Here is a 13,067-nt window from a genome sequence, read left to right as displayed (position 1 = left end):
CCGCCCCCGGCCTGCCCCTACCTGGTCGCGATCACGCCCGGCACACAAAGAAGCCCCCGCTCATCGAACAGGAACCCCCTTTTCCACAACGCGCTGAGTCTCGATCAGAGCGTGGCACTGCGGTCTTCTGCTGTTCGCCTCGGCGAGGACTTCGCCGGCATCTACGGGCCCGGAACCATCGAGCCTTTCGGGCTGCTGCCCGGCGGCACGCTCACCGAATGGGCGTCGTGGCGGTGGCTGATGTACGTAACCGCCGCCTTCGCGGCCCCGCCCTGGTCGATGTCTTGCTGCTGGCCAAGCCCGTGATCACCCAGAAGCCTAAACTTGACATTCCGGGCATCGTCCTGGTGAGCGAGGGTCGACCTGTCGCACTTGACAACTCAGTACAGAACCGCCTACGTTTCTGACTGTTCAGTACACAACGGTCCTGATCTCACCGGACAGGCTGCGTGCACGCCTGGCGCGATCGAGGGCAACCCATGCCTTTGAACTCCTCCGCGCCGCCCCCCCCACAACAGCCCAAGGCGGTCGCCGATCACATCCTGGGCTTCCTGAACAGCTGAATCCCCCTGCAAACCACCCAAAACTCGAAGGGTTGAGCGAACCATGACTGACAAGGAAAAGCAGGAGGCGACAGCTGTGACGACTCCTGCGTATGCGAGCGACGTACTGGTCGAGGGGACCGTCGACGCGGTGGTGATCGGCGGGGGTGCCGCGGGGCTGAACGGTGCACTGATCCTGGCCCGCTCCCGCCGCTCGGTCGTCGTGATCGACAGCGGCTCCCCGCGCAACGCGCCCGCCGATGCCGTGCACGGCCTCATCGCCCTCGACGGCACCCCGCCGTCCGAGATCCTTCGACGGGGCCGGGAGCAGGTGCGCCAGTACGGGGGACACGTCGTCCACGGCGATGTGGTCTCGGCCGAGCCTGCCGCCCCGTCGGCAGACGGGGACCTGCGGTTCACCGTCACCCTGGCCGACGGCCGCCGCATCACCGCCCGCCGCGTCCTCGTGGCCACCGGCCTGAAGGATGTGCTCCCGGAGGTGCCCGGGCTCGCCGGGCACTGGGGGCACAGTGTGGTGCACTGCCCGTACTGCCACGGCTGGGAGGTGCGGGACGAGCCCATCGGCATCCTCGCCACCGGTCCGACCTCCATCGGCCCCGCGTTGTTGTTCCGGCAGCTGACTGAGGACCTGACCTACTTCACCCACGGCACCGACCTGGACGAGGACACCCGCGCGCGCTTCGCCGCCCGCGGCATCCGCGTCATCGACACCCCGGTCACCGAGATCGTCGACGACGCTGACGGCGCCCTCGCCGGGGTGCGCCTGGCCGACGGCCAGGTCGTGGCCCGCCGCGTCCTTGCGGTCGTCCCGCAGATGCAGGCCCGAACCCAGGGCCTGGAAGGACTTGGCCTGCCGGTGCGGGATCTGCCGAATGTGGGCCGCGCTTTCGCCTCCGGCCCGGACGGCACCACCGAGGTGCCGGGTGTGTGGGTGGCCGGCAACGTCACCGATCCGGTCGCCCAGGTCGGGGCCTCCGCAGCGGCCGGCGCACTGGCCGGCATTGACATCAACAAGAAGCTGGCCATCGCGGACACCGACGCGGCCCTCCAGGGCTGAAATCCCCACCCGCCACCCACCACCCTCACCTTCACCGGCGAGGAAACCCATCAGATTCCAGACGGCTTTCAGTCATGCCCACCAAGCAAGGGAAGAAAATGAGTACCAGCATCGACCGCGAGGCGCCCGCCTCCGGGAAGAAAGACTCGGGCCTTCGCGGCTCACATGCCGTGCGCTGGTGGGTGCTGGTCGTCATAGGCATGGCCCAGCTCATGGTCATGCTCGACGCGACCGTCGTGAACATCGCGCTGCCCGAGGCACAGCAAGCCCTCGGCTTCAGCGACGGCAGTCGGCAGTGGGTCATCACGGGTTACGCATTGGCGTTCGGCAGCCTGCTGCTGCTCGGCGGCCGACTGGGTGACCTGCTGGGCCGACGCACCCTCTTCGTGATCGGCCTGGCAGGCTTCGGGGCCGCGTCCGTCGTCGGCGGCTCGGCCGGCAGCTTCGAGATCCTCGTCGCGGCCCGCGTGGCCCAGGGCCTCTTCGCCGCACTGCTCGCGCCCGCGGCACTCTCCCTGCTCAGCGTGACCTTCACCGAACCGTCCGAAAGGGCGAAGGCCTTCGGTATCTTCAGTGCGCTGGGTGGTGCGGGCGGCGCGATCGGGCTGCTGGTCGGCGGCATGCTCACCGAATGGGCGTCGTGGCGCTGGGTGATGTACGTGAACGTCGCCTTCGCGGTCCCCGCCCTGATCGGTGCGTTGCTGCTGCTGGCCAAGCCCGCGATCACCCAGAAGCCGAAACTCGACATCCCGGGCATCGTCGTGGTGAGCGCCGCGCTGTTCGCCGTCGTCTACGGGTTCGCGCACGTCGAGTCCACCAGCTGGACCGACCCGGTCGCCCTCGGCTCCATGATCGTCGGCGCGGTGCTGCTCGTGGTGTTCGTCTGGCTGGAGTCCCGGGTCGCGCATCCGCTGCTGCCGCTGCGCCTCGTGCTGGACCGGACCCGCGGTGGGTCGTTCATGGCGGTGTTCGTCCTGGGCATGGGGATGTTCTCGATCTTCCTGTTCCTGACCTACTACTTCGCGGCCAGCCTCGGCTACTCGCCGATCCGGACCGGTCTGGCGTTCCTGCCGATGGTCGCGGCCGTCGTCGCTTCGTCGACCACGATGTCTTCGCTGGTGCTGCCCAAGGTCGGCCCGAAGATCGTCATCAGTGCCGGCTTCCTGGTCGCCGCAGCCGGTATGGCCCTGCTGACCCGGCTCGAGTTGGACAGCGCCTACGCCACCCACATCATGCCCGGCATGATCCTGCTGGGTCTCGGCATCGGCGCGGTGATGACCACCGCGTTCCAGGGGGCGACCTCGGGCATGCACCACGAGGACTCGGGTGTCGCCTCGGCGCTGATCAACACCGGTCAGCAGATCGGCGGCTCCATCAGCACGGCACTGCTGACCACCGTCGCCTCGTCGGCCGCGACCGACTACCTGACTTCGCACAAGCCCAGCGCGCTGGCCGCGGCGCAGGCCGGGGTCGAGGGCTACACGTCCACCCTGGCCTGGGGCTCCGGGTTCTTCGTGGTCGGTGCGGTGATCGCGGCGTTCCTGATCCCGAATCGGGCTCTGGAGCCGTCCGAGGGCGAGCCCGTGATGGCCCACTGAGCCCGGATTCACCCTTGGATGCCCTGCTACCTGCGATGACTATTGCTCGCAGGACACGAATCAGCGCAGGAAAGCAGGGCATCTCCAGGCTTCCACCGCGACCGTCTCGCCCTGCGCATCCACGACAGGGCGTTCTCCGCGAAGGACCTCACCGCCCGCCACCCGCGCACCGGAGAACTTCTGTCCACGGTGAACTTCATGGTGCGCCAGACCCAGCAGGAGACGCTCGCATGAACCGACGTACATTCCGTCGCATCAGCCCTCACGGCGTGCAGATCGCGACCGGCCTCCGGTCAGGCGACGCGAAGAGCGAGACACTGCACCGTAGTCCCAGGAGGGCTGGTCAGCGGGGCGTCATGCGTGAGCGATGCGTGAGCGGACTGCGTGGCATGAGCCGTCATGCAGGAGAACGGCGATCGCGATGAATGTGTTCTGACCAGGTACTTTCGGACGTCGAACCAGCGTCCGGAACCACTCAGCACATCTCCACCAGCCCTTTTAATCCATTGGTTGTGGGTTCGAGTCCCACAGGGCCTACCAGTGGTGGTCGGGGGATATTCCCTCTGACCTGCTACGCAGCGCCTGAGTCGGCTTCGGCCGGCTCGGGCGCTGCTGCGTTTTCGGGCCGGTCGTGAGCGGACGTGCCCATGGCCTGCGGATGCAGGCACGCTGATCGTCTCCGAGCTGGTGGGCAACGCGATTCGCCACACCCCGTGCCGTCTGGCCCGGGTATCCGTCCGGCGCGTCACGGACGATCTCGTACGGATCGGCGTCACCGACAGATGCCAGACCCCGTCGAGAATGGATCTGGTCGCCGATGGCGATGAGACGGTGCGCGGCCTGGTAGAAGGAGCAGTGGCGGACTTGGTGGCTGCGTCTTCCGGCCCCGTTTCGGAACCGAGCTACCTGACCGAGTCATGCCTGCGTTGGGGGCTCAGGTGCAGTCGCTGGCCATGGTGCAGTCTGCCCAGCGTTTGCGGCCGGACGTGTCGAGTCCGTACTGGATGTGCTGTAGCGGATGGAGCGGGGCGGCCTCGATGGTGAACGGCTTGCCGGCATTGTCGACTACCTGGGCGGATTGGCCTGACGCAGTGGCGAAGCCGACCCTGAATCGCCAAGTGCAGGACTTGCCCGCCTCACCAGTCGCCTGGACATCGAGGGCCCCTGGGGTGGCGCCGGCACCGAGATCGATCTGGTGACTGCTGAAATAGGGGCCCGTCGGTTCGCCTGAGCTGTTCACCTCGGCGAGTGGCACGTGCGGTTTCAGCAGGGAGAATGTGACGGTCGGAACCGCATCGTCGCCCTCGCTGGCGAAGTCGATCACTGTCAGAGCGGTGCTCTGCGTGCATGCGATCTGTACAGGCTGCATGCTCTGGATGCTCAGGCTTGTGCTGGTATCGCGCAGGAACAGCAGCTTGAAGGTCATCCGGGGCCCGGTCGCCCAGTTGTCTGACGCGATCCGCGCTCCGAGGGGGCGCAGATAGTCCCACACTGCCTGCCCGTCGAGTCCGTCCCGTCGCTCAAGGCCGGCGATTTGGCTCGGAGTTAGCGTGTGATCGAGGACAAATGCCCATTGCGAGCCGGCCGCGATCGGATCGAGCTCACTGCCCGGGAATGACGACCGGGCGACGAACGGCGGTCCCCCACTGGCCGCCGACGTCGTGGCACTGCCCGCAGGAGCCGTCGTGGCACTGCCCGCAGGCGCCGTCGTGGTGTCTGTGCTGTACGCGGATGACGGCGTGGTGCGCTGCGTCTGCGGGGTGTCCGCGGTGTGCTGGTCGCTCTCCCACAGCAGGGCCCGGAAACCAGCGGCGCTCAGGACGAGTACGCCGACGAAGAGCAACGCCAGCCCTTTCCGGCTGACGCCCCGGCCAGGGCCACTGTTCGGGCCCAGGTAGTTGTTGATCTCTGTGGTGCTCACGTCCCGGCCGGCCATGATGTTCCTGCCGTGTGGCCTGACGTTCGCCCGCTGTGACACCTGCCGTCGCGGCGGCTGCTCACTCCCACTCATTGTCGGGCCGCCCATCGGGGCGCTCGCCGTGGCGACGGATGCGTACGTCTCGACCGGCCATGATGTTCGTGCCGCTGCGGCCCACTCTCGCCCGCTGCGTGACCCTCTTGCCCTCACCCGGTGCGAGATTCCGCGCGGCGCCGCCGTCTCCGTCGACTGCTTCCTCACGGCCGGCCCACCAGGCCAGCCCACCACCGACTCCGGTGCCGAGGAACGCGGCGACCGTGAGCGCGACCAACCACCGGTCGCTCTCGGCGTCAGGCGTCCACGGGAAGCGGACACCCATCAGCAGCGCGGCGCAGCCCACGAACACCAGTAGTGACACGAGTACCGCAGTTGCCCAGCGGCCCATCCGAACCATAGATCCCCCGATCATGCGCGATCGACCCGCAAGCAGGATAGGCCGGTGCCAGCACCCTTTGAATGATGTCTCGTCAAGTGACCGCAGTATTCTGGGTTTCCAAGCAAATAATTGATCTGCCGCCTGTTCGTCGCGCTCGTCGTCCGGCCCGTCCGCGACGCGGCCCACCACCTTGCCTGGTCCGACTGGCGCCGCCGCCACCAAGCACGATCACGCACCAGCCAGTACCAGCGACAAGTCGCATCCCAGACATGAAGATCACGATGTCTGGAGTTTTGGGCGTACTCCGTTCCCTCCGAGTCCCGCGCCGACGAGACAGCCGCCCAGTCGGCCTTCAGCGAAGCCCTCGGCTGACTCCCCGTACCGCGCCCGCGGGATACTCACGCACGCCGGAGCGGACAGCGGACATGTATCGATCTGGCCCGAACCCGGTTCGGGGTGAAGAGGCCCTTGGTTCAGATTTCGTCGGCTCGAGAGGGAACCAGGAACCCGTTCGCCGCGTTGCTCGTCCTCGAATCATCGCCATCATGGCGAGCGGCGGCCTCGACGGGTTGGCAAGCCTCCCCTGTCGGGGGCTTGTCCCCCGTCCACTCCGTGGAGCAAATCCTGGCAAGCTCCACAACCCACTCCAGGTCCCGCTCCGGCAGCTGGGCCGCGAGGCTGTCCAGCCACTCCTGCTCGGTCATACGGTGCCCCCTCACGCTCTCAGGTACATTTTCCGCCATTCTCCTGGGAGCACGAGCCGAACCGCGGCTTCCTGCGCGCGCTGCACGCCCTCGCCCGCGCCGCCGGATCCATCGGCGAGCAGGAGGAGTACGAGCGCTGCACCCAGTTCCTCAAGGACTCCTCGCCGACCGCGGCCCAGACCCTGGGCTAGCCGTCCACTGCTGCTTCCTCGCAAGGCCCGCCCGGTGTGACCGGGCGGGCCTTGCGCTGCGCCGAGCAGTGTCCTCCGGAGGGGACCGGCGGATCAGTAGTAGCGGCTCATGATGTCGGTGGCCCAGTCCGGCTGGGTGGTGGTGCCCTGGGGGCCGAACTCGCTCATGTAGGGCTTGATGTCGAGGACGGGGGTGCCGTCGACGGCGTCGAGGCCCTGGACGTGCAGGTCGAGTCCGTCGGTGCGCAGCAGGCGGCAGCGGGAGACGCCGAGGCGGTTGGGGCGGTTCTTGCCGCGCTGCGCGAAGATGCCGACCACCGGCCAGTCGGTGTTGCCGCGCGGATGACGGGCACCGGTCTCGATCTTCGCCGCGGGCACGCGGTCGAAGTGGTAGACGATCTCCAGGTGGGAGAAGCCGTCCAGGCCCGCCAGCGCGTCCGCGTCGAACTGGTCGCCGTCCAGGCGGATGACGGCCTCGACCCTCCCCCAGTCGTCGTCACGGACCTCCTCGCGTCCCCCGACCACCCGGCCCACGGGGACGGAGACCACCTCGGACGAGGTGCTCTTCTCAGACATCTGCCGTGCCTTTCGTCAAAGGGTTCCTCAAAGGGCTCTGTGTCACGCGGCGCCCGAGAGTACTGCAGGTCCTCGGCGACGCGACGAGCCGGTGACCAGGCGGGCCTTGCGTTCCTGGCGGACCATCGAAGAAGATGCCCGGCGGGGACCGGGGCCCCCGTGTCGGTAACGGCAGGGGCGGACCGCTACCCGGAGCAACAACAGGAGACAGCGATGTCCCACCAGGCTCAGCCCCACGAGGCTTCGGAGCCCGAGACTCCGCATCTCGACTTCGCAGGCACGACGCCGTACGAGGACTACGTCAAGGCGGACGTGCTCACCCACCTCCAGCACACCCTCTCCGACGACCCCGGAGAGATGGTCTTCCTGGTCACCACCCAGGTGATGGAGCTGTGGTTCACGGTGATCGTCCACGAGTGGGAGACCGCGGCGCACGCGCTGCGCTCCGACGACGTGCCGACCGCGGTCGCCGCGCTGAAGCGTTCGGTACGGGAGCTGGAGGCGCTGAACGCCTCCTGGAAGCCGCTCGGCCAGCTGACCCCGGCCCAGTTCAACTCCTACCGCAGTGCGCTCGGCGAGGGCTCCGGCTTCCAGTCGGCGATGTACCGCCGGATGGAGTTCCTGCTCGGCGAGAAGTCCGCGTCCATGCTGGTCCCGCACCGCGGCGCCCCCCGCGTCCACGCCGAACTGGAGAAGGCCCTCGCCGAGCCGAGCCTCTACGACGAGGTGCTGCGGCTGATGGCGCGGCGCGGCTGCGCGATCCCCGGGCCCGTGCTGCGCCGCGACGTCTCACGGCGGTACGAGCCGTCGGAGGCCGTCGAGGCCGCCTGGACCGCGATCTACGCGGGCGACGAGAACGCCGAACTCGCCCGCCTCGGCGAGGCGCTGACCGATGTCGCCGAGCTGGTGTGGCGATGGCGCAACGACCACCTGGTCGCCACCCGCCGCGCGATGGGCTCCAAGCCCGGCACGGGCGGCTCGGCGGGCGTCGCCTGGCTGGAGAAGCGCGCGCAGAAGAACGTTTTTCCCGAGCTGTGGACGGCGAGGTCTCATGTCTGAGGTGTCCGAGCTGAAGGTGCGCGCCGGGGAGCTGGACGCCGCCGACGAACTGGCGGGGATGCGTAAGCAGTTCGTGCTGGACGAGGGAGTCTACCTGGACGGGAACTCGCTCGGCGCCCTGCCGGCGGCGGTCCCGGGGCGGGTCGACGACGTCGTACGCAGGCAGTGGGGTGCGCTCCGCATCCGTTCCTGGGACGAGAGCGGCTGGTGGACGGCGCCCGAGCGGATCGGCGACCGGATCGCTCCGCTGGTCGGGGCGGCGGCCGGGCAGATCGTCGTGGGCGACTCGACAAGTGTCAACGTTTTCAAGGCACTTGTGGGTGCGGTACGGCTGGTTTCCGGCACGGGCCGGGACGAGATTCTCGTGGACGCGACGACCTTCCCCACCGACGGCTACATAGCCGGGTCGGCGGCCCGCATGACGGGGTGCACGCTACGTCCGGTGACCCCGGCTCAGGTACCGGGCGCGCTGTCCGCCCGTACGGCCGCCGTCCTGCTGAACCATGTCGACTACCGTACGGGCCGTCTGCACGACCTGCCCTCGCTGACCGCCGCCGTGCACGCGGCGGGCGCGGTGGCCGTCTGGGACCTGTGCCACAGCGCGGGCGCGCTGCCGGTCGGGCTGGACGAGCACGGCGTCGACCTGGCGGTCGGCTGCACCTACAAGTACCTGAACGGCGGACCCGGTTCCCCGGCGTACCTGTACGTCCGCCGGGACCTCCAGGACCGCTTCGACTCCCCGCTCCCCGGCTGGAACTCCCACGCGGAGCCCTTCGGGATGCAGTCCGCGTACGAACCGGCGGCCGGGGCCCTGCGCGGCCGGGTCGGCACGCCGGACATCCTGTCCATGCTCGCCCTGGAAGCGGCGCTGGAGGTCTGGGACGAGGTCTCGATCGAGGCAGTGCGGGCCAAGTCCCTCACGCTGACGGACTTCTTCCTGGAGTGCGTGTCGGCGTACGTCCCGCAGGGGCGGGTGGAGTCGTTGACCCCCCTCGCCCACCGGGAGCGCGGCAGCCAGGTGGCGCTGCGCTGCTCCCCCACTCTCGAATTCGCTCGAGCGGGAGGGGCCCCCATCGCCGGGGACGTGATGAAGCGGCTGATCGGGCGGGGGGTGGTCGGGGACTTCCGGCACCCGGACGTCCTGCGGTTCGGGTTCACGCCGCTGTACGTCGGGTTCGGGGACGTGGAGCGGGCGGCGCGGGTGCTGGGGGAGACGCTCGGCGATCTCGCGGGATAGCCACGGGGTTTGTGCCGGGCGGTCGGCGGCGGCTTCGGCGGCCGCGGAACCGCCCGGCCCGCGGGCTACAGAACCGTTTCCCCTCACCGAGCGTGACATCCCCGTGTCGGCCCACGTCACCGGCCTGATACCGTCCCCGCCAACGGCCGGTTTCCCTCCCTGGGCCGCCACACGTCAATCCCGTTATGTCGCTGAGAGGTTGGAGCATGCCGGACGACGCCGCAGCTGCCCGGGCCGCCGCCGAAGAGGAGTCGGCGTTCTCGCACCCGGCGGTCGATCCCGACTCCACCGCCGCGTACGGTGACCACCCCGACCAGCTGGTCGACTTCTACGCCCCGCGCACCGAGCCGGCGCCCGGCGTCCCCGCCCCGCTGGTCGTCGTGCTGCACGGCGGCGCGTGGCGGGCGCCGTACGACCGCCGGCACATCTCGCCGTTCGCGGACTTCCTGGCCCGGCGGGGTTTCGCGGTGGCCAGCCTCGAGTACCGGCGGGGGAGTGCGATCCCGGCCCAGGGCGGCAGCCCGGTCGCGGGCCGCTGGCCGGAGACCTTCGACGACGTCGCGGCCGCGCTGGACGCGCTGCCCGCCCTCGTACGCGAGGCCCTTCCGGGGGCCGACCCGCGCCGCATGGTGATCACCGGGCACTCGGCCGGCGGGCACCTCGCCCTGTGGGCGGCGGCCCGCCATCTGCTGCCCGCCGACGCCCCCTGGCGCATCGACCGTCCCGCACCGCTGCGCGGGGTCGTCGCCCTGGCCCCGATCGCCGACTTCGAGGTCGCCGGGAAACTGGACGTGTGCGGGGGCGCTTCGCGTCAACTGCTGGGCGGCGAGGAGAAGTTCGCCGAGCGGCGCCCGTACGCCGACCCGTCGCTGCTGCTCCCGACGGGCATCGCGACCACCCTGGTCCAGGGCCGCACGGACGTCACCGTCCCGCAGGCGGTCGCCGAGTCGTACGCCGACGCGGCAGCGAAGGCCGGCGAGGTCGTGGGCCTCACGCTCCTGGAGGACGTCGGCCACTTCCCCCTCATCGACCCGGCGGCGGACGCCTGCGCGGTGGTCGCGGAGGAAATCGCCCAACTGGCCTGGTGACCCACCCCCTACATACCCGTAGTACCTGAGAGCTACGTTCCAGGACAGCTCCCTGGCGTGACGCGGACGACAAGTCACACTCCGTAACTTCCCTTTCAGACAAGCCCGATGACCGGGCGAACTGGAGGGGGAGACGAGCATGGGGCGCCAGACGGGGGTTCGGGGGACGACAGCCGGCGGAGCCGGCGGCCGCCGCGGCCTACGGGCCTTCGTGGCGCGTGAGGCGACGGTGCCGGGCCGCCCAAGCCGCCTCAGCCTGCGGGCATTCGTGCCGCCCAGGGCGGCTCCCGACCCAAAGAAAGGCGGCACCCGGCAAGCGCCGGCCAGCGACACCTCGCCACCCAAGCCCCAGCGCCGCCGCACCCACAGATGGCGCCGAGCCACCCTCGCAGCCCTCATCACCGCCGCCGTCGTCGCCCCTCTCTCGGCCGCAGCCCGACCGCAGATCCCCGCCCCACCCCCGGCAACCCTCGCCCCCCTCACGGCAGCCACCCTCGACGCGGCCTACAAAGCCAACCGCACCAACGCCGCCGAAGCGTCCCGCATGGCCGCAGCCCACGGCGACCGCAAACGCGCCGCAGCAGACCGAGCCATGGCAACCCCCACCCGCCACCTCCTCGCCTACGACGGCCGAGGCGAGGGCCAGGCCACGGAGGTCTTCGGCGACCTCGCCACCGCCACCCGCATCGCCGTCCTGATCCCGGGCTCGGACACCTCCCTCGACACCTACGACCGCTTCCGCGCGACCGCGGTCGCCCTGCACGACCGCCTGCTCCGGGAATCCCCGAAGGGCACCCGCACCGCCGTCGTCGCCTGGCTCGGCTACCAAACCCCCGGCACCATCAGCACCACGGTCCTCACCACGGACCGCGCCGACCAAGCCGCCCCCCACCTGCGCGAGTTCATCACCGACTTACGCCGCACAGCAGGCCGGAAGGCCGACATCTCCCTGCTCTGCCACTCCTACGGCACGGTCGTCTGCGCCCGCGCCGCGCCCGGCCTGGACGTGCAGGACATCGCCTTCGTCGGCAGCCCCGGCACCGGCACGGACACGGCGGCGGCCCTGCATACAAGGGCCCGCATCTGGGCGGCCCGCGGCTCCGACGACTGGGTCGAGGAGGTCCCGCACGTGCGGGCGGACCTGTTCGGCTGGACGGTCGGCTTCGGCACGGACCCCGTGTCCCCGGCCTTCGGCGCCCGCGTCTTCGCGGCGGGCCCCGGCGGCCACAGCGACTACTTCAGGCCGGGCTCGGTCTCCCTGGCCAACCTCACCCGCATCGTCCTGGGCGACACAAAGGAGGTGACCCGTGCGTGAGTCGAGCGTGCGTCATGCGTGGGACGGCATACGACACGGCGCCGCAGGAAGGAGCGCCGCAGGACAGGGCACCGTACGAGACAGCGACGTACGACAGCGCCAGGGCGCCGCCGTTGGCCGGAGCGCCCTGCGGAGGGCCGCCGAGCGGATCGACGCCGCCACCCCCGCCGACCGCGACCGCGCCGTGGACGCCCTGCGTGCCTTCGCGATCCTCGGTGTGGTCCTCGGCCACTGGCTGGTCACGGCCCTGGTGGCGGACGGCGGCTCCCTGCACGCCTCCAGCCCCCTCCAGCACATGCCGTGGCTGGCCCCGATCTCCTGGGCCTTCCAGACCCTGGCCGTGTTCTTCCTGGTGGGCGGCCATGTGGCCACCCGCAGCTACACGGCGGCCCGAGCCAAGGGCACGCCGTACCGGCGGTGGCTGACCGCCCGGCTGTCGCGGCTGTTCAAACCGGTGGCTGCCGTACTGGTCCTGTGGACGATCGCCGCCACGGCTCTGTTCCTCTCGGGCGCGGAACCCGACACGATCCACACGCTGGTCAAACTCGCCCTCTCCCCCCTCTGGTTCCTGCTGGTCTTCGCGGCGCTGACCGCGGCGACCCCGCTCCTCACCCGGCTCAACCCCCTGTGGCCGCTGGCCGTCGTCCTCCATGTGGACCTTCTCCGTTTCGGCCTCGGCGCCCCGCAGGGCCTCGGCTGGGTGAACCTGGCGGCGGGCTGGCTGGTGCCGTACACCCTGGGCGCGGCCTGGACCCGTGGCGAACTGGAGCGCGCCCGCGCGGGCTGGATCCTGCTCACCGGCGGTGCGGCGGCGACGGCCCTGCTGGTCGCCTTCGCGGGCTACCCGGCCTCGATGGTCGGCGTCCCGGGGCAGACGATCTCCAACCTCAACCCGCCGACCCTGGCCGCCGTCACCTTCGGTCTGGCCCAGTGCGGTCTGGCTCTGCTCCTGCGCGACCGGCTGCGCCGCACGATGCGGCGGCCCCTGGCCTGGGCGGCGGTGGCCTTCGTGAACCTCTCCGCGATGACGATCTTCCTATGGCACCAGACGGCCATGATGGCGACCACGGCCACCGCCCTCCCGGCGGGCCACCTGCCCGGCCTGCACACCAGCCCCGACGGCCTCGGCTGGGTGACGTTCCGGCTGGCCTGGCTCCCGGTGTTCGCCCTTGCGCTCACGGTCTGCTGGACGGCCTTCCACTCCTACGAACGCGGAGGCCCGCGCGGCAGAAGCACCGGCCCCTCCCGGGTGATCCGCCGCCACGGCGGGCCGGACGGGACGGCAGCAAGGATCGTCCATCGTGCCTAGGGTTGGCCGCGTGACG

Annotated in this window: 13 protein-coding genes and 2 pseudogenes; 11 read left to right on the top strand and 4 right to left on the bottom strand. The window is 70.1% G+C overall.

Annotated elements, in window-relative coordinates:
• Positions 1-218: 218 nt before the first annotated feature.
• From AB0N07_RS01380 to AB0N07_RS01365, 4 genes are all read left to right on the top strand, one after another.
• The gene (locus AB0N07_RS01380) at positions 219-407 is read left to right on the top strand and encodes a hypothetical protein (RefSeq protein ID WP_365830869.1); all 189 of its coding nucleotides are present in this window, start codon (positions 219-221) and stop codon (positions 405-407) included.
• Between the two features lie 199 nt (positions 408-606).
• Positions 607-1,620, top strand: a complete 1,014-nt coding sequence (locus AB0N07_RS01375; protein WP_365830867.1) for an NAD(P)/FAD-dependent oxidoreductase — start codon at positions 607-609, stop codon at positions 1,618-1,620.
• Between the two features lie 98 nt (positions 1,621-1,718).
• A complete protein-coding gene (locus tag AB0N07_RS01370) occupies positions 1,719-3,218 on the top strand; it encodes an MFS transporter (RefSeq protein WP_365830865.1) in 1,500 nt (499 codons plus the stop codon).
• Positions 3,219-3,260: 42 nt separating this feature from the next.
• Positions 3,261-3,452 (top strand): hypothetical protein, encoded by a 192-nt coding sequence (locus tag AB0N07_RS01365; RefSeq protein ID WP_365831190.1) that lies wholly within the window; start codon positions 3,261-3,263, stop codon positions 3,450-3,452.
• A 700-nt stretch (positions 3,453-4,152) separates the two neighbouring features.
• Here AB0N07_RS01365 and AB0N07_RS01360 read toward each other — a convergent pair.
• Together AB0N07_RS01360 and AB0N07_RS01355 are read right to left on the bottom strand one after the other, a co-directional pair.
• Positions 4,153-5,154, bottom strand: coding sequence for a hypothetical protein (locus AB0N07_RS01360; RefSeq protein WP_365830863.1), 1,002 nt, complete (start codon positions 5,152-5,154; stop codon positions 4,153-4,155).
• 61 nt (positions 5,155-5,215) lie between these two features.
• A complete protein-coding gene (locus AB0N07_RS01355) occupies positions 5,216-5,554 on the bottom strand; it encodes a hypothetical protein (protein ID WP_365830861.1) in 339 nt (112 codons plus the stop codon).
• A 156-nt stretch (positions 5,555-5,710) separates the two neighbouring features.
• Here AB0N07_RS01355 and AB0N07_RS01350 point away from each other — a divergent pair.
• Positions 5,711-5,845, top strand: a pseudogene (locus tag AB0N07_RS01350) (IS701 family transposase); the annotation flags it as partial.
• A gap of 200 nt (positions 5,846-6,045) precedes the next feature.
• Here AB0N07_RS01350 and AB0N07_RS01345 read toward each other — a convergent pair.
• Positions 6,046-6,276 carry a hypothetical protein gene (locus tag AB0N07_RS01345; RefSeq protein WP_365830859.1) on the bottom strand — a complete coding sequence of 77 codons (231 nt, stop codon included), beginning with the start codon at positions 6,274-6,276 and terminating at the stop codon, positions 6,046-6,048.
• A 44-nt stretch (positions 6,277-6,320) separates the two neighbouring features.
• Here AB0N07_RS01345 and AB0N07_RS01340 point away from each other — a divergent pair.
• Positions 6,321-6,467: pseudogene (locus AB0N07_RS01340) on the top strand (DUF3151 family protein); the annotation flags it as partial.
• A gap of 93 nt (positions 6,468-6,560) precedes the next feature.
• On the opposite strand, the gene AB0N07_RS01335 reads toward AB0N07_RS01340, so the two are convergent.
• Positions 6,561-7,043, bottom strand: coding sequence for an SAM-dependent methyltransferase (locus AB0N07_RS01335; protein WP_365830857.1), 483 nt, complete (start codon positions 7,041-7,043; stop codon positions 6,561-6,563).
• A 213-nt stretch (positions 7,044-7,256) separates the two neighbouring features.
• Here AB0N07_RS01335 and AB0N07_RS01330 point away from each other — a divergent pair, with 213 nt between their 5' ends.
• The 5 genes from AB0N07_RS01330 (at position 7,257) to AB0N07_RS01310 (ending at position 13,051) form a co-directional block, all read left to right on the top strand.
• A complete protein-coding gene (locus tag AB0N07_RS01330; RefSeq protein WP_365830855.1) occupies positions 7,257-8,102 on the top strand; it encodes a tryptophan 2,3-dioxygenase family protein in 846 nt (281 codons plus the stop codon).
• Positions 8,095-9,339: a kynureninase gene (gene kynU / locus AB0N07_RS01325; RefSeq protein WP_365830853.1), complete on the top strand. Its 1,245-nt coding sequence runs from the start codon at positions 8,095-8,097 to the stop codon at positions 9,337-9,339. The genes AB0N07_RS01330 and kynU overlap by 8 nt, the downstream gene beginning before the upstream one ends.
• Before the next feature lie 206 nt (positions 9,340-9,545).
• Entirely contained in the window at positions 9,546-10,427 is an 882-nt protein-coding gene (locus AB0N07_RS01320) for an alpha/beta hydrolase (protein ID WP_365830851.1), read from the top strand.
• Positions 10,428-10,566: 139 nt separating this feature from the next.
• Positions 10,567-11,742, top strand: a complete 1,176-nt coding sequence (locus AB0N07_RS01315; RefSeq protein ID WP_365830849.1) for an alpha/beta hydrolase — start codon at positions 10,567-10,569, stop codon at positions 11,740-11,742.
• Positions 11,743-11,869: 127 nt separating this feature from the next.
• The gene (locus tag AB0N07_RS01310; RefSeq protein ID WP_365831156.1) at positions 11,870-13,051 is read left to right on the top strand and encodes an acyltransferase; all 1,182 of its coding nucleotides are present in this window, start codon (positions 11,870-11,872) and stop codon (positions 13,049-13,051) included.
• Positions 13,052-13,067: the final 16 nt, after the last annotated feature.

Origin of the sequence: Streptomyces sp. NPDC051172 (assembly GCF_040682555.1) — a bacterium.
GTDB lineage: Bacteria > Actinomycetota > Actinomycetes > Streptomycetales > Streptomycetaceae > Streptomyces.
This window is presented reverse-complemented; position numbering and strand designations above follow the sequence as displayed.